Below are 24,842 nucleotides of genomic sequence, written 5' to 3' on the forward strand. Positions count from 1 at the left end.
CGCTTTGGGCTAAACCCTTGCTGGGTGGTACGTAACCGGGGCCAAAATTGCGATTGCCATAATTGCTTCGGTGGAAAGCCACATTGAACGGGCATGATAAAGCATGACCGGAACACACTACAGGGTTTGTGAATGACGAAAGATTTGCTTCGACTGGTAATTTTTGACTGTGACGGCACCCTGGTGGATAGCCAGCACGCAATTGCCCATTGTATGGATCATGCGTTTGCCGAACACGGGCTGGATTGCCCCGGCTTGGAAAAGACCCGTACCATTATCGGTTTAAGCCTGCCCGAAGCCATTGCCCAGTTGGCCCGTCCGGCCATTCTTGAAACTACCCTGATTAATGCGGTCACCAACAGTTACAAGTCGGCGTTTTTCACCTTGCGACAAAGCCCGGACTTTTTTGAACCCCTGTTTCCTGGTGTGGTCGAGGTGATTGACATCCTTGATCAGCGCGGCTGGCTTTCCGGGGTTGCAACGGGCAAGGCGCGGCGCGGGCTTGACGCGGTGCTGGACCGTAACAATCTATCCCGGCGGTTCGTTACGCTTCAGACTTGCGATAACCACCCGTCAAAGCCACATCCTTCGATGCTGGAAGCCGCAATGCTGGAAACCGGCGTTGATCCGCGTTGTTGCGCCATGATCGGCGATACGACCTTTGACATGGAAATGGGCCGGGCCGCGGGCATGTTATCGATTGGTGTGGCATGGGGCTATCATGATCGCGAAAAACTGGAAACGGCCGGGGCGCATGCCGTGATCGACCATTTCGACCAGTTACCCGCAATTTTGGATGATCTTTGGAAACCGGCCGACGAAACGGCCTGAGGCAAGAACATGACTGATGAAAATTTCACCGCTGAAGGGCAGGATATGGCGCTGCTGGACCCTGTGACTGTTGAAATTACAGTACCGCGTGATCCCGAAGCTGCCTTTATTGCCTTTACCGAAAACTTCAATGAGTGGTGGCCGCGTGCGACCCATACCATTTCACGCGAAGACTGCACCGGCATTAAAATGCATCCGGGGCTGGGCGGTGAAATTATTGAAACGGCCCGTGGGCGCGCGCCGCAAACCTGGGGCAAAATCGAAATATGGCTCCCTGGCGAGCAAGTCGCCTTTACCTGGCATCCTGGCTGGGATGCGGGCGATTATACCCGTGTCAGCGTCAGTTTTGACCAAAATGCCTTTGGTCACTGCGTGATCAAACTGGTGCATTGGGAATGGGAAAATCTGGGTGAAATCGCCAATGCCGTGCGGGATGGTTATATCACGGGCTGGCAGCAGGTTTTTGGCACTGTATTTGCCACCTATTTGCGCGAAATCAGGAAATAACCGGTCCATACTGGGTGCCATTTATACGTATAAGGGCCGGGAAGACATGCTTCCCGGCCCTTTCTTTGCTGGTGCGGCGTGTCTGCGCGAGGGTTACAAAATGCCGCGATCCATTAAATCCTTGCGCAATTTGGTAGGGTCGCGGAACCAGTGGGTGGCAAAGCCCATTTCGCGGGCCTGCTGAATGTTTTTTTCCGCATCGTCAATAAACAGCGTGGTTTTGGGGTCAAAACCGAACCGGCTGGCCGCGAGGTCAAAAATACGCGGGTCCGGTTTTGCCAGTTTTTCCTGCCCGGAAACCAGAATACCCTCAAAATTTTCCAGAAACGGAAATTTTGCCAATGCGTGCGGCCATGTCTGGTGGGACCAGTTGGTTAGCGCATAAAGCCGGACCTTGTTTTGGCGTTTAAGTTCTTCCAGCAAGCGCTCGGTTCCGTTGATCGACCCTGCCAGCATTTCGGGCCAACGGTCGCGCCAGGCGGCAATTTCGTCGTGATAGTCAGGATGGCGATGCTGCAAATCGGGAATAGAGTTTTCAAATTCCAGCGCTGCCTTGTCATGCAGGAAGTTCCAGTGCGGATGGCATATTTCGCTTAGGAAATATTCCATTTTGGCCTGATCGGCGAAAATCTTGCGATAAAGGTGGCGTGGGTCCCAATCAACCAATACGCCGCCAAGGTCAAACAATACCGTTTCAATTTCCTGCATGTGATCCTGCTGTGAGTTTTGTTTTGTGGATTGCAGACTAGGCAAAATCACGCGCGATTTAAAGTTGCGATATGAACGGTCCCTGTTTTTTCATCGATCCAGCCTTGCAGCCGGTCAGATCAGGGGAATGGTTACGTGCCGACAGGTGAATAAGGTCACAGTTGCATCCGGTTGTAACCTTATGGCGGGCTTTGAAAAGTGGCAGAATATAACAGTTTTTGCACTTTGGTCAGTGCTGCCGGGTTTTCATGACAGGACTGTGATTTGCCATTTTGCGTTGGTTGGGAAAGGATTTTTATCCGTTAAAGAAATTCGCCCTTATGGCGAAATATCCGTATGGCATCAATGCCTGCGGGCCCGGTACGGGTAAACAATCAACAGGAGGCATGGATGTGTACGCTTGATGGATGTGGATCACACGATCATTTGGGGCCGCCGCCCAAGGCAACAGACCAGGAACGACGTTTGTTTCTAAAAGGACTGGCCATTTTACCGCTGGCGGTTGTTCTTGCGGACCCTGTTTTGGCACATGCAGCGGCATCGACCCTTAAAAAGGTGACCATAACCGCGCCAACCGGCGAAACCATGATTGCCGAGGTTATTCTTCCTGTCACCTTGCCGGCGCCCGCTGTTTTGATGATCCATGAATGGTGGGGCTTAAATGACCAGATCCGTGCCACAGCCGCCGAATATGCCAATCAGGGATATATTGCGCTGGCGGTTGATTTGTATGGCAAACCCGCTGCAACCACAGCCGCCGGGGCAAAATCCCTTATGTCCTCGGTGGACCCGGTGGCAGCAACCTCGAAACTGAAGGCATCTGTGGCCTATTTAAAGGACCATAAGGATTGTACAGGCAAGGTCGGGGTTGTTGGCTGGTGTTTTGGCGGCGGCTGGTCGCTTAATACGGCATTGGCAACCGATGTTGATGCCTGTGTGATCTATTATGGCAACGTTGCCAAAACACCGCAGCAACTGGCGTCTTTGACCGCGCCGGTAATGGGCCATTTTGGCACACTGGATCAGAATATTAACAAGGCCATGGTCGAAGGTTTTGAAAAATCGCTGAAAGCGGCAGGCAAAACCGATTACCAGATTTTCTGGTATGAAGCCAACCACGCCTTTGCCAACCCCACAGGCGGCAGATATGACGATGCCGACGCCAAGCTGGCCTGGCAACGCACCATGAGCTTTTTTGGTGAAAAGCTGGCCTGATCGCTGTTGATTGATTGTGATTATGAAAATGGCCGGGCGATGAAAATACGCCCGGCCATAAATATTGGCGCATATAAACGCCATTACCCGTCCGGGTTGGCGCGGTTGGCCCATTTGGTGGAACGGCGTTCGATGATGTTGAAAAATTCATACATCACAATGCCCATAACCGCGATGACCAGCAAACCGGCAAAAACAAGTGGCATGTTGAATTTGGATGATGCCGATAGCATCAAATACCCGACCCCTACGTTCGAGGCGACCGTTTCAGAAATAACCGAGCCAACAAAAGCCAGTGTCACCGCAACCTTCAGGGACGCAAAGAAATAGGGCAGGGCACGGGGAAAGCCGACCTTGAACAAAATATCGGTGCGCGTGGCGCCAAGCGAGCGTAAAACATCGCGCAATTCGGGTTCCAGTGTGGCAAGGCCGGTGGCGACATTGACCACAATCGGGAAAAACGAAATGATAAAAGCGGTGATAATGGCGGGCACGGTGCCAATGCCAAACCACATGACCAACACCGGTACCAATGCCACTTTGGGAACCGAATTAAAGCCCACCAGCAGCGGGTTGGCAGCAATATAAATCGCCTTGCTTGACCCGACAAGCGCGCCCAGAACCACACCAAAAACCACAGCAATGGCAAACCCAAACAGGGTGGTATAAAGCGTATGAACGGCATGCATCCAGATTGCATCCCGATACTGCCATGCAGCTTCAAGGCTAGCTGACGGGGTGGGTAACACATAAACCGGAATGTGAAACAGGCGAACAATGCCTTCCCACAGCAAAAACAACACAGCCGCACTGATCCATGGGGATGCCTTGCTCAGGTTTGTTCTGTTGGTCATGGTAAATTTCCTGATAAAGGCGGTTAGGCTGCGCGGACGTCACGGATGTGACTGCGTAATTCGTGGACCAGATCAGTAAAGGGCTGGGTGAAGGTGGTTTCCTGATCGCGCGGGCGGGCCAAAGTGTTTTCGCGGGCAACCAAAATACGCCCCGGGCGTTTGGACATCACATAAACCGTGTCGGCCAGATAGGCGGCTTCGCGTAAATCATGCGTCACCAAAATCACGGTAAAGGGCCGCACCATCCAGAGGTTTTGCAAAATATCCCACAATTCCTCGCGGGTGAATGCATCGAGCGCGCCAAACGGCTCGTCGAGCATCAACAGGTCAGGCTCATGAATAAGGGCACGGCATAACGATGCACGCTGTTGCATGCCGCCTGAAAGTTCCCAGGGGTATTTGTCTTCGTATCCTTCAAGCCCGACGGTTGCCAGCAACGCCTTGGCACGCGCGATATATTCGGTCTTGTGTTTGCGCAGGCGGTTGCGGTGCGGTTTAACAATTTCCAACGGTAGCAACACGTTATCAAGTGTGGTGCGCCAGGGCAAAAGGGTGGGGTTTTGAAAGGCCATGCCGACAATTTTTAACGGTCCGGCGACCTCGTGCGCGTCAACAATAACGTTGCCTTCACTGGGGGGCATTAACCCTGAAACAAGTTTAAGCAGGGAGGATTTACCGCATCCCGACGGTCCGACAACGGCAATAAACTCGCCCTTGCGGATTTTCATGTCCGTTGTATCAAGCGCCAGGTCATCCCCTTCGCTATAGCGTAACCTGACTTTGTTTAACTCGACAAAACTGTTGGACACGGCCTTACTCTCCCTGCTTCTGTGATTGTTGGCAGTTGTTATTTAATTTTGCGTTCTTCTTCGCCGGGCATGTAAATGCTGGTGAAAATATCGGCAACTTTGGGCGGGTTTTGCAGGCCAAATGCCAGGCTGACCTGATCAATGGCTTTTGCCATGCGGTCGGTCGAAATCGGGCCCATGCCATGTGCCAGAACTTCGTCGGTAATCACGTTATCCTCGATCACCATGTTCAGACGTTCGGTTTCCAGTTTGGTATCAATTAGCGGGTCAACTTCTTTCAGGGCTGCAATGGCTTCGTCTGGGTTGGCAATGGTGTCGCGCCAGCCCTTGACCACCGCACGCAGGAACCCGCGCAACTGGTCACCATGGTTTTCCATCATGTCCTTGGATGCGAGAATGCCGTTGCCGTAAAAATCCAGTCCGTAATCGGCATATTTGAAAACAACCATGTCTTCCTTTTTAATGCCCTGGGATTCCAGGTTCAGAACCGATGTAAAATAATGGCCCGAAATACCGTCCACATCGCCGCGCACCAGCATCGGTTCGCGCAGCGGCGGGTCCATGCTTTCCCATTTCACATCATCCATCGACAGGCCGGTGGCCTTGGCAAAAGCCGGGAACAGCTTGCGCGAGGCATCAAAAACCGGCGCGCCAAGGGTTTTGCCTTTCAGGTCTTCCGGTTTGGTGATGCCGCTTTTTTTCAGCATGAACAGCGAAAAAGGCGGGCGATCATACACCATGAAAATAGATTTCATCGCCTGGTCAGGATGGCTTGCGTTAAATTCAACCAGTGAATTGATGTCGGCAAAGGAAATGTCATAGGCACCGCTGGCAACCCGCGTGATCGCCCCGACCGAGCCGTTGCCCGAATCAATCGTTACATCCAGCCCTTCCTCGGAAAAATAGCCTTTTTTCTTGGCCAGAATATATGGTGCCGTGTGGCCCTCAAATTTCCAGTCGAGCGAAAATTTGATCGGTGTATCTGCCTTGGCGGCATGTGCCATGACCAACGCCGCCACCCCAAGCGTCAGCGTCGCGACCCGTGATCCGAATTTACCCATCTGTCGAAGTCTCCTGATTGTGTCGCGTTTCACGACATGTTTTGTTGCCTCAAGCCCAGAAACCCGCCTGATACCAGCAAGGGCCGTGCCATGTTTTTGCCGTCTTTGGCGGGCCACGGCTTTGGCGGGCTTCCAGCTGTTGCTGGAATGAATAAAATCAGGGCATAGTAAATGTCTGTGTAAAAAATATGCAAATGTTGCGGAATTGATCAGGGAATGCTGTTTTTGGCATCAAATGGCTTGCGTCTTTTGCCGGATTTGGGCATATCGCCCTTATGGCAAATACATCGATCAAACGGTTTTATAAACAGGTTGCAACCACCCCCGACGATCAGGGGGCCGGTTGGCGTATTCATCTTGATGGCCGGGCTGTAAAAACCCCGGGCAAGGCCGACTTTGTGCTGCGTAATCGGCGCCTGGCCGATGCAATTGCCACCGAATGGGATGCCCAGGTCGAGCATATTGTGCCATCCACCATGCCAATCATGCAGCTTGCCGCAACCGCGATAGACAGGGTTGCCCCAAATCGGGCCGTTGTAATTGCCGAATTGACCGGTTATGGCCGCAGTGATCTTTTATGTTACCGTGCGCAATATCCCGATGATTTGATCCGCCGGCAGAACGACCATTGGCAGCCGTTGCTCGATTGGGCGATGTCTGAATTTTCAATTTCGTTAAATGTGACGCAGGGTGTTATGCCCGTCGGGCAGGAAGATGCTTCCCTGCTTGCCATTCAGGATGTGATCGAACCGCTTGATGACCATGAATTGGCAGCTTTGCATACGCTGATTACGGTGTCCGGGTCGGTTATTGTTGGTCTGGCTGTTTTTCATCGCCGGTTAACGGCTGATCAGGCCTTTGAAATTTCCCAAATCGATGAAACCTACGCCATCGAAAATTGGGGCGAAGATGCCGAAGCCACCGCCCGGCGGGAAAAACTTCGCCACGAGCTTCTCGCCGCGGACCGTTTTCTGGCTCTTTTGCGGGACTGATATCTAATACGGCCAATTAATGCGATGTGATGTCCTGTTATCAGGCCTGCCGGTTGGGGTGGGGGTTTAACCCCGCATAATGGTTGCCGTTTGCCGTGTGTGCCTGCTTCCGTAACGGATTGGGGTATGGTTCTGCGCAACGCATTTCCTATATTTCCGACATCGTTGCTTCTTGCACTGCTTTTCCCGTGTCCTCCCTGTCCCGAGGCCGCCAACTCGTCATGGCGATTTTTATTTTGAGGCGGTTTTTCGTCCCAAAACGCTTTTCTATGTTTGAATGTCGTAAATAGTCGTAATTTAATATACATAAGTATAAAATTAATGCTTATATTAGAAACTTGTCGCCATTATATATAAGTAGAATGGTATATTCGGGGGCAATGGCGTGGTCGGGGGACCCGCCACGGCGTACTGGTTGGTGATATGTCTGTTTTTTGCTGTACGGGGCAGCATGGGGACCGTTGATGAAATCAGGTTTCAGGCAAGATGACAGTGTACAGAATACATCGGAAATTGCCGAAGGTGTTGCGCTGGGCGCTGCCCTTGGCGATGACGGGGCGCCCTTGGTTGAAAGCCTGTTGTATTTTATTGATCTGTCCTGCCCGGCCAAAAGCAGTTTTAGCCCCAATCTTAAACGTATGCTGGGCTACGAAATCGCCGATATCGCCGATATTACGGCCAATTGGTGGATGCAATTTGCCCACCCCGATGATGTCGCCGATCTGGCCCCCGACGGCTTGCCATACCCTGCATGTAATGCGGCATTAACCCGTCGTTTTCGCCTGCGCCACAAGGATGGACATTGGCTTGATGTGGTGGATCAGGCGATGAAGGTGCCGTGCGGTAAAACAGGCCATTTTGCTGTTGTCGGCACCCTGAGCAACCTGACCCTGCATCGTAAAATTTCCCGTGCGCTTTATGGAAGCAATCAGCGCTATCAGCATTTGCTTGAAACCATGCCCGATGGTGTCGTGGTTTACGATATTGAAGGGCGGGTTGTGCAAAGTAACCCGGCCGCACAGGACCTGCTGGGGTTAAGCGCGGATCAGCTTTTGGGCCGGGATTCCTTTGATCCCAAATGGTGTAGTATCGACCCCTCAGGCGCACCATTTACAAGCGAAAAGCACCCGGCAATGGTGGCTTTGCGCGACCGGGTGCCGGTTTATGGCGTGGTGATGGGCATTCGCCGCCCGGATAACAGCCAGGTTTGGGTGCGCATCAATGCCCAGCCATTGTTTGTTCCCGGCACAGATACGCTTGACGGGGTGGTGGTATCTTTTTCCGACGTTACCGAATTGAAAAATGCCGAACAGGCCATGTCGGAACGTGAAAATTTGTATCGTCAGATGTTTGACCGGAACCCGGCTGTGAAATTGCTGATCGATCCTGTCAGTGGCAAGATTGTGGATGCAAACAAGGCCGCCTGCGAGTTTTACGGGTATGGTTACGATGTGCTGCGCAGCATGGTGATCAGTCAGATCAACCTGTCGCAGGACGGCACCATCACCAAATCGATGCAGGATGCCGTTAATAACGGGTCGGCGGTGTTTTCCTTTAAGCATCGCCTGGCCAATGGCGCAGTGCGCGATGTTCGGGTTAATTCCGGGCGGATCATGTTGAACGGGCAGGAATATATCAATTCCATTGTTTTTGATGTTACCGAACGTAACGAATATGAACGTCGCCTGATCGAGGCCAACCGGCAGTTACAAATAGAGCGCCAGCGCCTGGATGAAATTATTCGTGCCACCAATGCCGGTACGTGGGAATGGAACATTCAAACCGGAGATATGCGCCTGAATGAACGCTGGGCTGAAATCATTGGTTATACCCTGGAAGAATTAAGCCCATGCAGTGTTGATCGCTGGATCAGCCTGTGTCACCCCGATGACATCAACACAATAAATGCCCTGTTAATCCGCCATTTTGATCATGAAATTGATCAGTTTGATTGTGAATACCGCCTGAAACATAAAAACGGCAGTTGGGTTTGGGTTCTGGACCGTGGCAAGGTCTTTGAATGGTCGGATGATGGTGCGCCCTTGCGGCTATCTGGCACGCATAGCGACATTACCCCGGCCAAGGAAATTGAAGAACGCATTCGTCATATGGCCCTGTCTGATCCTTTGACCGGCCTTGCCAATCGCCATCAGTTTGATGATCGTCTGCTAAGTGCGATTGAACATTGTACAAATGCATCGCAAAACGTGGTTTTGATGCTGCTGGACCTGGACCATTTCAAGTCGGTCAATGATACATATGGGCACCCGGTGGGTGATGCCTTGCTGGTGGATGTCGCGCAGGGTTTGCAGGCGCAGTTTCGCGGTGGCGATTTTATTGCCCGACTGGGTGGGGACGAATTTGCCGTGTTGCTAACCGATGTTGCCGATATTGCGATTGCAAAAAAAGCAGCGGAGCGCGTTATCAGGGAAATTGACCGCCCCCGGAAAATAGAGGGTAACACGGTTCATGTGGGGGTTAGTATCGGCATCAGTATTAATTCAGGCACCACCGATATTCTGCCCAAGGTATTATACCGTCGCGCGGATCGTGCGCTGTATCAATCCAAGGAGGAAGGGCGCAATACCTTCCGTGTCTATCAGCCCAAGCCCGTGAAAAATAACAAATGAGACCTGTTTTCTCGCGTAACCTGGCGGGCAATTGCCGTTGGAAGTCCAGTCGGCTTGTATCCGATGGTGGATTGTCGCGCCGTTATTAAGAGGCGCACTATCATGCTTTTGAATTCATGTGATCTATACAAATGATTAGGGTTTGCTTTTCGACCAAAAATCGGAAAAATTTAAAATAGTCGGCTGAAAACAACATATTTATGGGGCAGATTTAAGCCAGATCAATTTTTGGAATGCTTCTTGTACCTATACTGTTGGTGAAGTCGAGAGTGGGAAACAAAAGGGAAATTACCATAACGATACCAGCGTAGCAGACCCGGCATATGCACATATCGATGTGTTTATGCGGCAGGGTTTGGTGCGGGCAGGCGGGTGGTAATAAAAAAATATGAACGCGCTTTTTCATACCGGGGCTAAAGCCGACGGGTTGCATGATGACGGCTTCACGGCTGGCATTGTTGATGGCGAAAATGCCGCGGGTGACGTGGCGTGTGTTATTTATTGTGTTGATCTTGAAGATCCGCAAGGCAGCTATATCAGTGCCAATTGCAGTGCCTTGCTGGGGTTGCACCCTGACGAGGTTAATCTGACGGCGGCAAACTGGTGGCAGGATTTGTTACATCCTGATGATGTCGCCAGATTAAACCTGACGCAAAATCCGCAAAACTGGACCAACGGTGCCATTGTTCGCAAGTTTCGACTGCGGCGTACCGATGGGGCATGGGTTCAGGTGCTTGACCATGCGATGATAACAACAATGGGTGCTGCCCAGGGAAACCCGAAAATTGTTGGCAGCATGCGGGCCTTGCCGGATGCTGCCAACAGCGAAATGCGCGCCCGCAAGGAACTTTGCGAACGTAACGAATTTATTCTTGATCATGTTGCCGAGGGTATTCTGGTGCATGATCTGTCGGGGCAGGTAGTACGGCACAATGCTGCTGCGTCCGGCATTCTTGGCGTTAATCCGGCGCAGTTTGAAAACTGGCATCCCCTTGCTGACGGGGTGCGCCTGCTTGATGAAACCGGCACGCCGATCGATATTGCAGACCATCCGGTTAATGTTGTGTTGCGTACCGGCTTTGCCTTTGATGCGGCCATTATTGGTGTTTGTCGGGGGTCAATTACCTCCGATACAATTTGGGTGCGGATGCAGGCTATTCCTGCCTATAACCCTGAAACCGATGAATTTGACAGTGTTGTAATATCCTTCTCCGATATCAGCGATGTTTATACCGTCGAAAAGGCAATGGCAGAACGGGAGTCGATTTATCGGCAGATGTTCCTTCATAACCCGGCGATCAAATTGCTGATAGACCCTGAAACCGGGGTTATTCACGATGCAAACGCTGCTGCCTTGCGGTTTTATGGCTATAGCCATGAACAGCTTTGCCATATGACCATTCGGGATATCAACGTGCAGACGGGGGACCAGGTTGGCATGGCGATGGAACGGACAGTTACCGATGGTTCTGCCCATTTCAGCTTTCATCATCGTCTTGCCAGCGGCGAGGTTCGCGATGTCGAGGTGAATACCGGAACCATCCGTATTCATGGCAAGGAATTTTTGCATTCGATAATCTTCGATGTCACCGAACGTAATGATTACGCCCATCGCCTTGAACAGGCAAACCTGGACCTGGTAGCCGAACGCCAGCGCCTGGACGAAATTATTCGTGGTACTAACGCGGGCACATGGGAATGGAACATTCAAACCGGAGACATGCGTTTTAACGAACGCTGGGCCGAAATTATTGGCTATACCCTGAAAGAACTGGGACCACTCAGCATTCAGGTCTGGCGCGATTTATGCCATCCCGATGATCTGGCGGCTTCGGATCGTTTGCTGGATGAACATTTCGCCGGGCGCAGCAACTATTATCAATGTGAATGCCGGATACGCCATAAAAATGGTAAATGGGTCTGGGTGCTGGACCGGGGGAAGGTGTTTGACCGTGCCGCTGATGGCACCCCCCTTCGCATGTCGGGAACACACAGCGATATTACCCCGTCGAAAACCATCGAGGCGCAAATTCGCCAGATGGCCCTGACCGATCCGTTAACCGGGCTGGCCAATCGGCACCTGTTTAATGATCGCCTTGATCAGGCCATCCGGCTGAGCGAACGGATCAAGCAGAACGTTGCCTTGTTGCTGCTTGATCTTGACTGGTTCAAACAGGTAAACGATACCTATGGTCACCCGGCCGGTGATAAATTGCTGATCGAAATTGCGACTTTTCTGCGGTCACGTTTTCGCGATGCCGATGTGGTGGCCCGTTTGGGCGGCGATGAGTTTGCCATTTTACTGCCAGCTATGGCCAACCCCGAAGAAGCGCAAATTCCCGCTGCCCGGATCATTCAGGAAATAGGCCGCCCGCGTATGATTGACGGCCACGAAATCATCGTTGGGGCCAGCATCGGTATCAGCTATTGCAAAGGCTGCGAATGTGATGCTGAAAACCTGTATCGCAAGGCCGACCGTGCGCTGTATCTGGCGAAAAAAGGGGGCCGTAATACCTATCGCACAATCGCGGCCTGCTAGGCATTGGTCTTGCGATATCGCATCGGGCAGGGCAATTTGGGGTGTTTTACACGTTTGAATTGCCCTGTTTTTGCCTTTTCCCGTTATATGCGACCTTTCTGATGTGGGTAGACTTTAGTTCCGTCTCAGCTGGTATTTTCCTTTGACGTTAGGGAATTCAGGTGTTTGCGCCATTGCGGTATTAAAATAACCCGTGTAAAAATAATTGGCATTCCAGTACCGAATAATGGTATTTCAATTTTGCGCCCGCATTCTGCGGGAAGCTGTTTTAATTCCGGCCGGGCCAAAAACAAGGATCAGCCAGCATGCAGGATATCATCACCAAACTCGAAGAAATGCGTGCCGACGCCGCAATGGGCGGCGGGCAAAAGCGCATCGACAAGCAACACCAGAAAGGCAAGCTTACCGCGCGTGAACGCCTTGATGTGCTGCTTGATGAAGACAGTTTCGAGGAATGGGACATGTTCGTTGAACATGATTGCGTTGATTTCGGCATGACCGAAAACCGCATTCCCGGTGATGGTGTGGTAACGGGCCACGGCACAATCAATGGCCGTCTGGTCTTTGTGTTTAGCCAGGATTTTACTGTTTTTGGCGGCGCTCTTTCGGGGGCACATGCGCGCAAAATCGGCAAGATCATGGACCAGGCCATGAAGGTGGGCGCACCCGTAATCGGCCTGAATGATTCGGGCGGGGCCCGTATTCAGGAAGGGGTCGAAAGCCTGGCGGGCTATGCCGATGTGTTCCAGCGTAATGTCGAGGCATCGGGTGTTATTCCGCAAATCTCGCTGATCATGGGGCCGTGTGCGGGTGGGGCAGTTTACAGCCCGGCGATGACAGACTTTATTTTCATGGTCAAGGATAGTTCCTATATGTTCGTGACCGGCCCGGACGTGGTGAAAACCGTTACCCACGAAGAAGTCACCCACGAGGAACTGGGCGGTGCGATGACGCACACCGCCGTTTCCGGGGTGGCGGATCTGGCCTTTGAAAACGATGTTGACTTGCTGCTGCAAACCCGCCGTTTTATCGATTTTCTGCCGCTGTCAAACAAGGAACAGCCACCGGCACGCAAATGCGAGGACCCGGTTAATCGCGATGATTTCTCGCTTGATACCCTGGTGCCCGAAAACCCCAACATGCCTTACGACATGAAGGAACTGATCCTTAAAACCGTCGATGAGGGCGATTTCTACGAAATCCAGCCCGATTACGCCAAAAACATCATCATCGGTATGGCCCGCATGGATGGCAGAAGTGTTGGTATTGTTGCCAATCAGCCAATGGTTCTGGCCGGGTGCCTTGACATTGCTAGTTCCAAAAAGGCCGCCCGTTTCGTACGTTTTTGTGATGCCTATAACATTCCCATCGTTACCTTTGTTGATGTGCCGGGCTTTATGCCGGGCACGGCACAGGAACTGGGCGGTATCATCAAACACGGCGCCAAACTGCTTTATGCCTATGCCGAGGCAACGGTGCCCAAGGTAACGGTCATTACCCGCAAGGCCTATGGCGGGGCCTATGACGTGATGGCGTCCAAGCATTTGCGCGGCGATGTCAATTATGCCTGGCCCAGTGCCGAAATTGCGGTGATGGGACCCAAAGGGGCGGTGGAAATCATTTTCCGGGCCGATATGAACGACCCCGCGAAAATCGAAGCCCGCACCGAAGAATATCGCCAAAAATTTGCCAACCCGTTTGTCGCGGGGCGCAAGGGCTTTATCGATGATGTCATCATGCCGCATGGCACCCGGCGCCGGGTGTGCAAATCGCTTGCGATGCTGCGCAACAAGGACATCAAGAACCCCGTTAAAAAACACGGCAACATCCCGCTGTAAGCCCGGAGCATCCAGATATGTTTACCAAAATCCTGATTGCCAACCGTGGCGAAATTGCCTGCCGTGTTATTAAATCGGCGCGCAAAATGGGCATTGCCACCGTTGCCGTTTATTCCGACGCCGATAAAAACGCCCTGCATGTGCAAATGGCGGATGAAGCCGTGCATATCGGGGCAGCCCCGTCCAATCAGTCCTATTTGCTGATCGATAAAATCATTGATGCCTGCAAGCAAACCGGTGCGCAGGCTGTTCACCCCGGTTACGGGTTTCTGTCTGAAAATCAGAATTTCGCCAAGGCCCTGGCCGAAGCTGAAATTGAATTTATCGGCCCACCCACCGGTGCCATTGGCGCCATGGGTGATAAAATCACCTCGAAAAAAATTGCGGCCGATGCCGGCGTTTCGACAGTGCCGGGCTATATGGGCGTGATCAAGGATACTGACGAGGCGGTGAAAATCGCCAACGAAGTTGGTTATCCGGTGATGCTGAAGGCATCGGCGGGCGGTGGTGGCAAGGGCATGCGCATCGCGCATAATGATGCCGAATGCCGCGAGGGGTTTGAACGTGCCACGTCTGAAGCAGCCTCGAGCTTTGGCGATGATCGCGTATTTATCGAAAAGTTCGTCGAACAGCCGCGCCATATTGAAATTCAGGTGCTGGCCGACAAACACGGTAATGCGATTTATCTTGGCGAGCGCGAATGCTCCATTCAACGCCGTCATCAAAAAGTGGTCGAAGAAGCTCCGTCACCGTTTATCGACCCTGAAACCCGCAAGGCCATGGGCGAACAGGCGGTGGCCCTGGCGCGTGCTGTGGATTATTGCTCCGCCGGGACGGTGGAATTCATTGTCGATAAAGACAAAAATTTCTACTTCCTTGAAATGAATACCCGCCTGCAGGTTGAACATCCGGTGACCGAGCTTGTCACCAAGCAGGATCTGGTCGAATGGATGATTCGCATTGCTTTTGGCGAGGAATTAACGCTGCGCCAGGACGATGTGACCTTAACCGGCTGGGCAATGGAAACCCGCATTTATGCCGAGGACCCGTTCCGCGAATTTTTGCCCTCAACCGGGCGCCTTGTGCATTATCAGCCGCCCGTTGAAACCGATAATGTCCGCGTTGATACCGGCGTGTTCGAGGGCGGTGAAATTTCCATGTTCTACGACCCGATGGTGGCAAAGCTGGTCAGCTATGGCGCAGATCGGGCCGAAGCGATCCATCATATGCGAAGCGCGCTGGATGCCTATTTCATTCGCGGCATTTCGCACAATATTCCGTTTCTGGCGGCGGTTATGGCCAATAAACGCTTCCAGGATGGCAATATCACCACCAATTTCATTGCCGAAGAATATCCCAGCGGTTTCTCGGCCGATGATTTGCCCAATGATGACCCGCAAACCCTGATCACGGTGGCTGCCTATATCAACCAGCGCATGGCCGAACGCAATGGCGGCATTACCGGCCAGTTCCGCGATAACGCCGCCCCGGTGCATGAAAGCTGGGTTGCCGTGACCGGTGATGACCACACCCCGTTTGATATCGAAATTGACGGTGTTAATGGCGATTACATTGTTGCCATTGGTGACCGCAGCTTTGGCGTGGTGTCGGACTGGAAAATTGGTGACAGCCTGTTTTTCGGCGAAATTGATGGTGTGCCGCTCTGCGTTCAGGTGGATGTTGATGGGACGGGCTATCGTCTGGCAACCAATGGCGTGCAAAAAACCATCAAGGTTCTGCGCCCGCGTATTGCCGAACTGCAAAAACTGATGCCGTTCAAGGCCCCGCCTGATATGTCGAATTTCCTGCTTTCACCGATGCCGGGCCTTCTGGTCAAGGTCTCGGTCGAGGAAGGGCAAACGGTTCAGCCCGGACAGGAACTTTGCATTCTCGAAGCGATGAAAATGGAAAACGTGCTGAAAGCCGAAAGCAAGGGCGTGATCAAAACCATACATGCTAAGCAAGGTGCCAACCTGTCGGTTGATGCCATTATCATCGAGTTTGAAAAAGACGACGCCTGATTTAAGGTCGCGCCAATATCACAAAAAAAAGCAAAGCCGCCGGAGCATTTCCGGCGGCTTTGTTGTTGCGGGTTTAAAACACGCTGACAGTCGGGCGGATAATCACTTCGTTTATATCCACGTCTTTTGGCTGTTCAATGGCGTAGGCAACGCCGCGCGCGATGGCATCGGGGCTGAGGCTGGTTTTACGGAATTCCTTGAGCGCATTTTTCGATGTTTCTTCGGTAATGTCGTTGCCCAGTTCGGTTTCAACCACGCCGGGGCAAATGGTGGTAACGCGTGTGGTTTTTGATTCCTGACGCAGACCTTCGGAAATGGCCCAGACGGCATATTTGGTTGCACAATAAACCGCGCCGGTCGGCACCACCACATGCGCCCCGATCGAGGCGGTATTGATGAAATGCCCCGATCCCTGCTTTTCAAAAACCGGCAGGGCAGCATTGATACCGTTCAGGACACCGCGAATATTCACATCAATCATGCGGTTCCATTCATCGGTTTTGCGTGATGACAGCATGGAAAGTGGCATGACACCGGCATTGGAAAACAACACGTCAAGCTTGCCAAACTGCGCAATCGCGTAATCGATAAATTCCTGCATATTTTGGGCATCGGTCACATCAAGTTTGGCAAATGCGGCCTTGCCCCCCTTGGCATTGATCTCGTTTGCCAGGGCTTCAAGCCGTTCGGTGCGCCGTGCACCCAAAAGAACACTGGCCCCTTTTTCGGCCAGCAGGCGGGCTGTTGCTTCGCCAATGCCGCTGCTGGCACCGGTAATGGCCACGACTTTATTTTCGATATCGGACATGGGTATTTTCCTTGCATCTGTTTGGGGCTGTTTAACCCGCCCCGTTCGGGCTGGATGCAAGGTAGGTGCCCCTTGTGTTTTGGCATATACACAGTCAGACGGACTTATTGCACAAAGCTACAGGTTGTTTGATGCGGGGAAAACGATGCTGGGCGTTCTATGCCATCGTCCGTCCCCAAACTTTGCCGTTGGCATCCTATTCACCGCGACGTGATGCAAATACGCGGTACTGCCTCTTTGCGCGAGGCTGTACGCATATTAAATACAAAAGGGCAGGGCTTTACCGCTGCCTGGCGCTGGCATATGGTCGGCCAGCCTTTGCCGAGCCGACCTGTTGCAAGGCACCTTTATAAGAAACGATGCAAGAGAGTGTGAATGTTCAAACTGATTGCCTTTGATGGCGATGATACGCTGTGGCACAACGAGCCGCTGTTTCGCGATGCTCATATACGTTTGCGCGAAATGCTGGAAAATTATGGCGATGCCGATACGGTTGACGAACGGCTGTATCAGGCCGAGCTGGAAAATTTGTCGATTTATGGCTACGGCATTACCGGTTTTACCCTGTCAATGATTGAAACCGCGATCGAACTTTCGGACAAAAAGATTAGCGCGGCTGAAATTCATGAATTGGCGAAAATTGGTAAATCGATGTTGCGCGCACCCACCCGTCTGATCGACGGGGCCGAAACGGTGTTGCGCCATTTTGCCAGCGAAGCTGATTGTAAAATCATTTTGATTACCAAGGGCGATCTGATTGCCCAGCAGCTTAAAATCGAGCGTTCGGGGCTGGAAAAGCTGTTTGCCGGGATTGAGATTGTTTCGGAAAAAGACCCACTGACCTATCGCAACATTTTTGGGCGTTATGGCGTGGAACCAAATGAAGCCGTCATGATCGGCAATTCGATGAAGTCCGATATTTTGCCGGTGCTGGAATGCGGTGGCGCAGCCATCCATGTGCCCTATGAAATTACCTGGGTTCATGAAATGGTCGGCCAGATCGAAATTGATAATGATCTGTTTTGTGAAGCAGCCGACATTGCGCAAGTTCCCGAACTGATTACATCACTCAGCAAACAGCGTGCAGCCGAAAGGATGGAAAATGTCTGACTGTGCCGGATCGAATTTAAGTGACGAAGCCGCAACCGGGGGCGGTATTGCCGCCGAGCTTGACGCCCAAACCCGCCTGGAACTTGAAGCCGCTGCTTTTCGCGGGTTGGTCGGGCATTTGCAAAACCGCAAGGATGTACAAAATATCGACCTGATGAATTTGGCCGGGTTTTGCCGTAACTGCCTGGCGAAATGGTATTTGTCCGCTGCGCGCGACCATAATGTTGCGATGGATTATGATCAGGCCCGCGAAGTGCTTTACGGCATGACCTATGATGAATGGAAAGATAACCATCAGGCCCCGGCCAGTGACGAGCAAAAACGCATTTTTAAGGAAAACAGCCATTTACACGCCGATATCCCCGGCGCCAAATGAGCCGTGTGCCCAGATAACCAAGGAAAGTTTACCATGTCACAGACAGACCCCGACCCGATAACCGGCACCGGTGATATTGCTGTACTGGTACGGATTGAAGGCCGGGTACAAGGGGTGTGGTATCGGGCATGGACAGTTGAACAGGCCCGCAAGCGCGGCCTGACAGGCTGGGTGCGGAACCGTCGTGACGGCACCGTCGAAGCGGTTTTTTGCGGGGCACCATCGGTTGTGCAGTCCATGTTGAATGCGGCACAGCAAGGCCCTGAAAATGCGCGCGTGGACCGTATTCACGAAGAAGCCGTGCCGATTGTTGAAGATCTTTCCGGGTTTGAAAAGCGTTCGACTCTGTAAATAAGTTCTTATGGTTTTCTGCTTCGGCGCGATTTGCATAATCGCGCCGAATTTGTTTTGCGGCGGGCCGTGGCGAAAATGTCGCATTTAACGGCGATTGTCGGCGTAATGGCAAAAAAAGGGGTTTTCAAGTTCGGTCAACATGGCATCCTGCCAATGATCCTGACCGGGCGGTCAACCGTCGGGCAGACAACAGGGAGCATGATAAGATGAACGTATTTATGAAACTGGCCGGTGCCACAGCACTTGCCACCTTGGTATCTTTTGCAGCCCAGGCACAGGACGCAAAACCAAATGACGGGTTGAATGCCGCCTTGTGGTATCAGACCTCGGTTGAATATAAAGCCACGGCCAAATCCGTTTATGCTGGCGCACAACGTTTGCTTGGGGCCGCCATTGGTGACCACAGCTGGACTGCGGCCCTTGCACAGGGCGACAATTATATGTCCAAATCACCGGCCATTATTCTTGATGTTGATGAAACCGTTCTTGATAACTCGGCTTATCAGTCGTGGGTTGTAACGGCGGATTCATCCTATAGTTCCAAAACCTGGGCGGAATTTGTAAATACCGAAATGTCAACGCCGACCCCGGGCGCGCTGGAACTGACCAAGGCTGCTGCGGACAAAGGGGTGGCTGTTTATTACGTCACCAACCGCAAAGCCAGTGAAGAAGCCGCCACCATCAACAATCTTAAGAAATATGGCTTTCCCGATGCCGATGCCGACCACGTTATGGTGCGCGGCGAAAAAAAGGAATGGGGATCGGATAAAGGCACGCGCTGGGAGGCCGTGGCGGCCGATCATCGTATCATCATGATGTTTGGCGATAATTTTGGCGATTTCGTTGATGACATGGGCGGCGATATCAAAGGCCGTATCGCCAAAATGGATGAATATGCCGATTACTGGGGCGAACGCTGGTTTATGCTGCCAAACCCGACTTATGGGTCGTGGGAATCAGCCGCCTTTGGCGACAACTGGAAACTTTCGCCAGAAGAACGTCGCCAGATGAAAACCGATGCCTTGAATGACTGGGAAGGGCCGAAATAAGCGGCTTTGATATCTGATTTTCAAATCGGATTTATAAAGGGGTGCGGCAGGGTCGCGCCCCTTTTATTCGTTCAACCTGCCTTTGTCGTTTATCGCACCCAGGCGAAAGCCCGTTTTAATTCGGCAACGGCGTTTTTGTCATACCAGCGGCCATGCGCCAGAATAACCCGTTGGGGCTGCCAGTCTATCATTTGGGAAACGGCACTGCGCAATGCCGGTTTGTGGCCAATAAAGGTGGCACGCATGTCACGCGGGGCCGCACCGTGCGGGTCCATTGATCCGAATAATCTGATCAAAAAGCGCCAGATCGGGCTTTTGATTTTGGGGGCTTCAAAATTTTCAATCAGATCGGTCAGGATCAGGGTTTTTGACGCACGATGGAAAAATACCGCCTCGGTCAAATACCCGCCGCGCACCACCAGCTGGTCAATCTCGCCAGACCATCCCGGGTCGGCGGCGTCACCCAGAATGTGATCAAGCCTGATCTCGGTTCCGTTGGCACGGGCGCGTTTGTGAATGCCGGTAACGCCAAAACTTTGTGCATCCGGGTATGCTTTTTGCCACGCCGGGATGCTGGCATAATGGATGGTGTTGGGGGCAATCAGGTATCGAACCGGGCCAAGGGCATCGATCTGGATTTGCAAGGCAGATGACAACTTGACGGGGGAGTGCAGCCAAATTTCACCACTGGACTGACGAACAACCGTCATCCGGGTGGGAAAGGGCAATTTCAGGCCCAGATACCGAAACCCGATGACGGGACCATCAACCAGCCAGATGTCGTCATCGACCTGTTTTAGGACATTAAGCGGGGAATAGGTTTCAATATCAAACATCTTGCCCCGGCACCTGTTGTGAGCGGACCCATAATGTTATTTATGGTTGATAATCTTACCCGGATTCAAGGTGTTTTGCGGGTCAATGGCCTGTTTTATCGCTTTTAACAGCTGTATTTTGGCCGGGTCGGCATAATGCGCCAATTCATCGACTTTTAACCGGCCAATGCCATGTTCCGCGCTGATGGATCCGCCCAGATCGGCGACAATATCGTGGATATCGCGGTTTAAATCTTCCCACTGGGCCAAAAACATATCGCGGGGCATGTCGACCGGCTGGCTGAAATTGAAATGGATATTACCATCACCAACATGGCCAAACGGGCACGGTCGAATGCCGGGAATGCGTTTTAATGCCTGGGCAATGCCCCGTTCGATCAGCGCCGGAACCGATGAAACCGGCACGGAAACATCATGTTTGATACTGCCGCCTTCACGGGTTTGCGCCGGAGGAATACCTTCCCGTAATGCCCATAAATTGGCGCGTTGTGCTTCGGACTGCGCGACGGTGCCATCGCTGATGAAACCGCTTTCAAGGGCACGTTCCAGCAAACCTTGCATCACACCAGCCAAATCGTCATGCGGGCGCGACGAGGTAATTTCGATCATTGCATACCACGGAGCTGTTGTTTGCAGCGGCGTGGTGCAATTTTCAATATGGCGGATACATAAATCCTGGGCGAACTGGCTCATCAGTTCAAAGGCGGCAATGGCATCGCCGCTTTCACGCCGGGTCAGGGCCAGCAAGTCCAGCGCTGCGTCAACAGTTTCAAGGGCGACCCAGGCCGTTGCCGTCTGGCGCGGGCGTGGAAACAGTTTCAGGGTGCAGGCGGTGATAATGCCCAATGTTCCTTCGGACCCGATAAACAGATCGCGCAAATCATAGCCGGTATTGTCCTTGCGCAATTTGGAAAGGCCATTCCAGATTGTGCCATCGGGCAACACAACCTCAAGCCCCAAAACCAGATCGCGGGTGTTGCCATAACGAATAACATTCAGCCCGCCGGCATTGGTGGCAAGGTTGCCGCCAATCTGGCAACTGCCCTGTGCGCCCAGGCTTAGCGGAAATAACAGGTCGAGGTTTTCGGCCGTTTGCTGAATGGTGTGCAAGATCGTTCCGGCCTGCACCGTCATGGTGAAATCACGGGCATCGGTATCGATAATCCGGTTCATGCGGGCCAGATTAATCAGGATCTGGCCGTTATCGGCAACGGCCCCGCCACAGCGCCCGGTATTGCCCCCTTGTGGCACCAGTGCAATGCCTGCGCTGTGGCACAGGCGCACACAGGCGGCAACTTCATCGGTGCTGGCAGGATAAAGCACAATATTCGCCGCACCGGTAAATTTGCCACGGGCTTCGCGGTTATGCTGTTCTAAAACGCTGGCATCCATGCTCCAGCCTTTAGGCCCCAGTCGGGTTTGCAAGGCTGTAATCAGGTCGGCAGGAACGGTTGGGGCAGACGAAACCGGTGTGGGCATGAAGCGTTCCAAATAAAATTAACGATGTTAACCGGGCGACAGGGCAAGCTCCGCAGAGCAGGAGGACAGCCGCAGGCTAGCCGCGCGGGGCGGCGGCGCGTTTCATGCGGTCATTAATGGCAATGCCCAGCCCGGTATCGGGGATCGGGCAAATGGCAATGCCTTTGACCCGGCATTGATCGGCCTGATGCAGTACTGCAAACAGATTAGCGGCGGCCTCGCGGTCATCGCCGGATTTGGACAGCCATAAAACCTGGGCAAATCCGCGTGTGGCACAATCAGGGCCGAAGGCCAGCAAAACTTCGTCGCCGGTCGTGTTATCAGGCGTGGTTGCGTTCAGGCGTACCGGAAGGCCGGGCGCGTAATGGCTGCTCATCATGCCCGGGGATTTCGGGGCATTGTCATCGGTTTCGGCCATCACAACATCCACGCCCAGAACATCACGGATCTGTTCAGGGGTGACACCACCGGGGCGCAGCATCACAACCCGGTCGGTGGTTAAATCAACCACCGTGCTTTCAAGGCCAACACCGCATGGCCCGCCATCCAGAATCATGGAAATGGCATTGCCCAGCGATGCCGCCACATGCCCCGCCGTGGTGGGGCTGATACGGCCCGACCGGTTGGCAGAAGGGGCGGCAATGGGCCGGTCGGCCGCGCGCAACAGGGCACGGGCCATATCATGGGCAGGCACGCGCACGGCAATACTGGGCAGCCCGGCGGTGGTTAATTCGCAAATTGTGCTGTCTTCGCGTTTGGGCAGCACCAGCGACAAGGCTCCGGGCCAGAATGCCGCAGCCAGTTTATCGGCGCGGTCATCAAATATGGCGTGGCGCGCTGCGGCATCGCGATCAGGGAAATGGCTGATTAACGGGTTAAAGGACGGGCGCTGTTTGGCGGCAAAAATACCGGCAACGGCATCCTTGTTGGTGGCATCGGCCCCCAGCCCGTAAACTGTTTCGGTGGGAAAAGCCACCAGTTCGCCAGCACGTAATTTACCTGCTGCCTGTGCAAGGGCACCTTCGGAATAAACACGAATGGTCAGGGCGGGGGACATGGCACCACCATTGATAAAATTTCAATCTGTTGAAATACCTAGCGATACTAAGGGGCAAAGGCAAGGCACATCGCCCCTGCCCGATATGGCAAATGCAGGAATTTTCGATTGCAATATAACATGGTCCTCGAACTTCGGTGCCGGGTTTTAATGAATGCCGGTATCAGGGCCTTGCCATGTTGAAACGTGTTGTCTGACGCGATAGGTTTGTAACCTGGCATTCTGAACCGCTGTCGTCATGATCGTTGGCTGGTTCGTGCGTGGTGCGTGTAAATGTGTGCCAAAATGTTTTGTTCGGCCTGCCGGTAAACACCCACGTCAGGCCCCCCGCGGTGTTTTACCGCACGGAGGGCCATGTCATGACGTCGCTTTCAGGAAAACAGGTTTTTGTCGCCCTGGTGCTGGTTAATCTGGCATCATTCGCCGCCCAGATTTTGCAAATCGGCGTCATGGATACGCTGATCCCGCTGGTATTAACCCGGGCCGGGATGGATGACGGGGCAAGCGGGCTGGTTTTATCCCTGTATTGGTTGACGGTGCTGGTGGGCGGGTTTGCCACACCGGGGCTGGTTCGCCGGTTTCACCCGTTTTGGCTTTTACTGGTTAGCAGTGTTTCATCGGCTTTGGTGATAGGGGTTCTGGTAATGGCCCCGGCTGGCTGGTTTCTAATGCCGTTGGTAATGTTTGCCGGGTTGGGCCTTATTTTACGCTGGACGGTATGTGACGGGTTGATTGTGCAACTGGCCCCCCAAAGCGGGGTGGGCGCCGCCGTGGGTATTCATGAAACCCTGATGGGGTTGGGCATTGCCCTTGGCCCTGCGGCCATTTCATGGCTGGGGGATCAGCCAGTTTTGATGATGGGCCTTGCCATTATCGGGGCGATTATACCGGCGGGGTGCGCCAGTGTCTTTCCCCGCCTGCGCATGGAAATAACCCGCCGTTCCGATGGTGCGGGCGGGCCGCATAACGGGCGGCAACAATCTGATGCCGGTGAAAGCAATACAAATAGCAATATCACCATCGCCCGTTTGGTGGATAAGCCGGGAACTGCGTTTCTTATGGGGGGAAATAGCCGGGGGCGTTTGACGTTCAGGGGGATGATTGATGCCGTGCAGAACCATCTGGCGCGGGCATTGGTTGCTGCCGGGCATCGTTGGGTGGGGCATTGGCGACTGGCCGTGATCGCCTTTGTTGCGGGTTTTCTTGAAGTGTGTTTTTTGGCGGTGTTGCCGCTTCAGGCCGAACGCAGTTTGGGGGTCGCCCAGGCCGGTTTATGGCTGGCGACGGTGTTTGCCATTGGCGGTACTGTGTGCCAGCCGGTTTTGGGGCATCTGGCTGACCGGGTCGGGGGCGCCCGGTTGGGCCTGTTATGCCTGGGGTTTCTACTGGCCGGGGCGGTTTTAATGGGATTTGGCAATGCCACGGGCGCAACCTATGACAGTTTTGGCGCTGTCATTGCCTTTGTCATCGGCATGTGTGTGGCCGGGCTTTATACCGTTGCGGTGTTACTGGCCGCAGCGGGTGGCACACGGGGGTATGACCCGGCAGTGCTGGTGCTGGTGGCGCAAAGTTATACATTGGGGGCGATCATGGGCCCGGCGGTGGGAACGTCGCTTTTGGGGGCTACAGGGAATTGGGCTTTGCCGGGGCTGTCGGTGGTTGCCGTTTGTGTGGCAATGGCCGTGCTGGCATATGGCCGAAATGGCAGGGTATAATAAAATACCCGGTGGTGTACCCCACACACCGCAGAGCCGCCATAAATGGCGGC

Annotated in this window: 21 protein-coding genes; 13 read left to right on the forward strand and 8 right to left on the reverse strand. The window is 53.2% G+C overall.

The window, feature by feature from the left end:
* Nucleotides 1-132: 132 nt before the first annotated feature.
* Together THS27_RS20310 and THS27_RS20315 are read left to right on the forward strand one after the other, a co-directional pair.
* Entirely contained in the window at nucleotides 133-831 is a 699-nt protein-coding gene (locus THS27_RS20310; protein WP_085593897.1) for an HAD-IA family hydrolase, read from the forward strand.
* 9 nt (nucleotides 832-840) lie between these two features.
* Entirely contained in the window at nucleotides 841-1,338 is a 498-nt protein-coding gene (locus THS27_RS20315; RefSeq protein ID WP_085593899.1) for a hypothetical protein, read from the forward strand.
* A gap of 93 nt (nucleotides 1,339-1,431) precedes the next feature.
* On the opposite strand, the gene THS27_RS20320 is transcribed toward THS27_RS20315, so the two are convergent.
* Complete coding sequence (locus THS27_RS20320; RefSeq protein ID WP_085593901.1) at nucleotides 1,432-2,046, reverse strand: HAD family phosphatase; 615 nt, start codon at nucleotides 2,044-2,046, stop codon at nucleotides 1,432-1,434.
* 390 nt (nucleotides 2,047-2,436) lie between these two features.
* Here THS27_RS20320 and THS27_RS20330 point away from each other — a divergent pair, with 390 nt between their 5' ends.
* Nucleotides 2,437-3,261 (forward strand): dienelactone hydrolase family protein, encoded by an 825-nt coding sequence (locus THS27_RS20330; protein ID WP_085593905.1) that lies wholly within the window; start codon nucleotides 2,437-2,439, stop codon nucleotides 3,259-3,261.
* An 83-nt stretch (nucleotides 3,262-3,344) separates the two neighbouring features.
* On the opposite strand, the gene THS27_RS20335 is transcribed toward THS27_RS20330, so the two are convergent.
* From THS27_RS20335 to THS27_RS20345, 3 genes are read right to left on the reverse strand one after another with little or no spacing between them, the layout of a single operon-like run.
* Complete coding sequence (locus tag THS27_RS20335) at nucleotides 3,345-4,115, reverse strand: ABC transporter permease (protein ID WP_085593907.1); 771 nt, start codon at nucleotides 4,113-4,115, stop codon at nucleotides 3,345-3,347.
* A 23-nt stretch (nucleotides 4,116-4,138) separates the two neighbouring features.
* Complete coding sequence (locus THS27_RS20340; RefSeq protein ID WP_085593909.1) at nucleotides 4,139-4,924, reverse strand: ABC transporter ATP-binding protein; 786 nt, start codon at nucleotides 4,922-4,924, stop codon at nucleotides 4,139-4,141.
* Between the two features lie 38 nt (nucleotides 4,925-4,962).
* Nucleotides 4,963-5,985, reverse strand: a complete 1,023-nt coding sequence (locus THS27_RS20345) for an ABC transporter substrate-binding protein (RefSeq protein ID WP_085593911.1) — start codon at nucleotides 5,983-5,985, stop codon at nucleotides 4,963-4,965.
* A gap of 275 nt (nucleotides 5,986-6,260) precedes the next feature.
* On the opposite strand from THS27_RS20345, the gene THS27_RS20350 reads away from it, so the two are divergent.
* From THS27_RS20350 to THS27_RS20370, 5 genes are all read left to right on the forward strand, one after another.
* On the forward strand, nucleotides 6,261-6,977 hold the full coding sequence (locus tag THS27_RS20350) for an ATP12 family chaperone protein (RefSeq protein ID WP_085593913.1): 717 nt from the start codon (nucleotides 6,261-6,263) through the stop codon (nucleotides 6,975-6,977).
* A gap of 464 nt (nucleotides 6,978-7,441) precedes the next feature.
* On the forward strand, nucleotides 7,442-9,607 hold the full coding sequence (locus tag THS27_RS20355; protein WP_085593915.1) for a PAS domain S-box protein: 2,166 nt from the start codon (nucleotides 7,442-7,444) through the stop codon (nucleotides 9,605-9,607).
* Between the two features lie 388 nt (nucleotides 9,608-9,995).
* A complete protein-coding gene (locus THS27_RS20360) occupies nucleotides 9,996-12,146 on the forward strand; it encodes a diguanylate cyclase domain-containing protein (protein WP_085593917.1) in 2,151 nt (716 codons plus the stop codon).
* A 305-nt stretch (nucleotides 12,147-12,451) separates the two neighbouring features.
* The gene (locus THS27_RS20365) at nucleotides 12,452-13,984 is read left to right on the forward strand and encodes an acyl-CoA carboxylase subunit beta (RefSeq protein ID WP_085593919.1); all 1,533 of its coding nucleotides are present in this window, start codon (nucleotides 12,452-12,454) and stop codon (nucleotides 13,982-13,984) included.
* 17 nt (nucleotides 13,985-14,001) lie between these two features.
* A complete protein-coding gene (locus tag THS27_RS20370; RefSeq protein WP_085593921.1) occupies nucleotides 14,002-16,005 on the forward strand; it encodes an acetyl/propionyl/methylcrotonyl-CoA carboxylase subunit alpha in 2,004 nt (667 codons plus the stop codon).
* Nucleotides 16,006-16,078: 73 nt separating this feature from the next.
* Here THS27_RS20370 and THS27_RS20375 read toward each other — a convergent pair whose 3' ends face one another.
* A complete protein-coding gene (locus THS27_RS20375) occupies nucleotides 16,079-16,813 on the reverse strand; it encodes an SDR family oxidoreductase (protein WP_085593922.1) in 735 nt (244 codons plus the stop codon).
* A gap of 375 nt (nucleotides 16,814-17,188) precedes the next feature.
* Here THS27_RS20375 and THS27_RS20380 point away from each other — a divergent pair, with 375 nt between their 5' ends.
* From THS27_RS20380 to THS27_RS20400, 4 genes are all read left to right on the forward strand, one after another.
* Nucleotides 17,189-17,923: an HAD family hydrolase gene (locus THS27_RS20380; protein WP_085593924.1), complete on the forward strand. Its 735-nt coding sequence runs from the start codon at nucleotides 17,189-17,191 to the stop codon at nucleotides 17,921-17,923.
* Nucleotides 17,916-18,299 (forward strand): DUF1244 domain-containing protein, encoded by a 384-nt coding sequence (locus THS27_RS20385; protein ID WP_085593926.1) that lies wholly within the window; start codon nucleotides 17,916-17,918, stop codon nucleotides 18,297-18,299. The genes THS27_RS20380 and THS27_RS20385 overlap by 8 nt, the downstream gene beginning before the upstream one ends.
* Nucleotides 18,300-18,332: 33 nt before the next feature.
* Nucleotides 18,333-18,650 (forward strand): acylphosphatase, encoded by a 318-nt coding sequence (locus tag THS27_RS20390; protein WP_085593928.1) that lies wholly within the window; start codon nucleotides 18,333-18,335, stop codon nucleotides 18,648-18,650.
* 209 nt (nucleotides 18,651-18,859) lie between these two features.
* Complete coding sequence (locus tag THS27_RS20400; protein WP_085593932.1) at nucleotides 18,860-19,702, forward strand: 5'-nucleotidase, lipoprotein e(P4) family; 843 nt, start codon at nucleotides 18,860-18,862, stop codon at nucleotides 19,700-19,702.
* An 89-nt stretch (nucleotides 19,703-19,791) separates the two neighbouring features.
* Here THS27_RS20400 and THS27_RS20405 read toward each other — a convergent pair whose 3' ends face one another.
* From THS27_RS20405 to THS27_RS20415, 3 genes are all read right to left on the reverse strand, one after another.
* Nucleotides 19,792-20,538: a DUF4336 domain-containing protein gene (locus THS27_RS20405; protein WP_085593934.1), complete on the reverse strand. Its 747-nt coding sequence runs from the start codon at nucleotides 20,536-20,538 to the stop codon at nucleotides 19,792-19,794.
* 36 nt (nucleotides 20,539-20,574) lie between these two features.
* Nucleotides 20,575-22,017 (reverse strand): FAD-binding oxidoreductase, encoded by a 1,443-nt coding sequence (locus THS27_RS20410; protein WP_085593936.1) that lies wholly within the window; start codon nucleotides 22,015-22,017, stop codon nucleotides 20,575-20,577.
* A gap of 76 nt (nucleotides 22,018-22,093) precedes the next feature.
* Nucleotides 22,094-23,074, reverse strand: a complete 981-nt coding sequence (locus THS27_RS20415; RefSeq protein WP_085593938.1) for an L-threonylcarbamoyladenylate synthase — start codon at nucleotides 23,072-23,074, stop codon at nucleotides 22,094-22,096.
* Nucleotides 23,075-23,433: 359 nt separating this feature from the next.
* On the opposite strand from THS27_RS20415, the gene THS27_RS20420 reads away from it, so the two are divergent.
* Complete coding sequence (locus THS27_RS20420; protein WP_085593940.1) at nucleotides 23,434-24,789, forward strand: MFS transporter; 1,356 nt, start codon at nucleotides 23,434-23,436, stop codon at nucleotides 24,787-24,789.
* Nucleotides 24,790-24,842 lie beyond the last annotated feature (53 nt).

The sequence above is a fragment of the Thalassospira sp. MCCC 1A01428 genome (assembly GCF_002115825.1).
Taxonomy (GTDB): Bacteria; Pseudomonadota; Alphaproteobacteria; order Rhodospirillales; family Thalassospiraceae; genus Thalassospira.